The organism is bacterium endosymbiont of Bathymodiolus sp. 5 South (genome assembly GCF_900128535.1).
GTDB lineage: Bacteria > Pseudomonadota > Gammaproteobacteria > PS1 > Pseudothioglobaceae > Thiodubiliella.
Window position 1 is genome coordinate 1 of sequence record NZ_FQTR01000314.1, and the last position, 1,318, is coordinate 1,318.

Annotated in this window: 3 protein-coding genes; all 3 read right to left on the bottom strand. The window is 28.9% G+C overall.

The features are described 5' to 3' along the window. Positions 1 to 122: 122 nt before the first annotated feature. Entirely contained in the window at positions 123 to 275 is a 153-nt protein-coding gene (locus BBROOKSOX_RS11100; RefSeq protein ID WP_139661884.1) for a transposase, read from the bottom strand. 134 nt (positions 276 to 409) lie between these two features. Continuing rightward, positions 410 to 751, bottom strand: a complete 342-nt coding sequence (locus BBROOKSOX_RS11105) for a hypothetical protein (protein ID WP_139661886.1) — start codon at positions 749 to 751, stop codon at positions 410 to 412. After that, positions 744 to 1,318: hypothetical protein (locus BBROOKSOX_RS11110; protein ID WP_218973751.1), on the bottom strand; the 575-nt coding region annotated here is incomplete at its 5' end. The genes BBROOKSOX_RS11110 and BBROOKSOX_RS11105, both read right to left, overlap by 8 nt.

A 1,318-nucleotide genomic window follows, 5' to 3' on the forward strand; every position in this document is an offset into this window, starting at 1 on the left:
TGGGAAAATAAGGTTTTTTTTTTGACTTTATGAAAAAATACAGGCAGTTTTGAAAATATTTTTGAAAAAAACTAAAAATTGAAATTAGGGTGGAGAATTATGAGTTATGCAAAAGTCTCTCATTAATTGACATGGGTTTTCTTCCAATTCTGTAGGTTTTGTGGAAGGATGTTATGCTTGCTAGCAATCTGCACTAGGGTGCTTTTATTTTGTAATAACTCAAGTGCTAATTTTGTTTTAAATGTTGAGGTATATTTGGTTCGTTTTTTACTCATTTTTTTTACTCCGATTTTTTTGTTTAGTTTGACTTGTTCGAAATAAGAAAATTTAAATTATTGTCTTAATTTGTTGGGGTTTTATAATAGATTATTAAAAATAGTTTTAGTATTTTTTGGGACATTTGGTTGGTTTAATTGAAAATCCAGCTTAGTTTATATACAGCGTAAAAGATCATAATATCAAAACTAATTAAAGATAAAAACCATAACAGTCTTCTTAATTTGTTTTCATCAGAGCTATTTTCTTGTAAGGATGGTATTTTTATTCCGTATGTATAAACTCCATAAAACGCATTGCCTTTTAAAAAATCGTACTCGTTAAGCTTTTGCCAAGCAAATAAAAATGAAAACATTAAGGAAACCTCAAAACAACCAGAATTGTAACAACCTATTTTTTCAGGATATATTAATAAAAATATAAACAAAAAGCCAATAATAAAAATTATTGTTTTTATTATGGTTTCTTTATTCATTTGAATCTATCCCCAAGGAAATACCTGAGCCAATTAAATCAGAAATATCCGAACCACCACCTATAGATTTTTTAGGTACACCTATCTTTCTTAGCCCTTTAGGGACAACTCTGCCAATAACATTATTGGCTGTTTTTTCAAAATTTCCACTTTTAAAATCATCTACTAAATCTACAGTAGTTTTTCCAATTACATAAGCCCTCCCAGGAGGAGTCAAACTAAACCCAGTCTCCGCAACAGCCTTCAAATCCTCTTTCGTTTTAACCTCAGACTTCGAAACATACTCTTCTTTTCTCAACACCTCAACTCCATTTAAGTTTTGCTCTGGTATTTTTATTATTTCTTGCTTAAAAGGTCTATTATTCAATAAATTAATCGCTGATTCAAATTCTCGTTTAGTTTTATACTTGTTGCGTAAAAAAGGTGGTTTGCTTAATTCTCTTTTGATTTCTGCAAGTTTTTCTTGTCTGTTTTTATCATATAACTTTTTATATTTTCTTCTAATGTTATGTTTACATTTATGTCCATTTTTACCACATTCTGTCATTTCTCTTGCGTAATTCATCT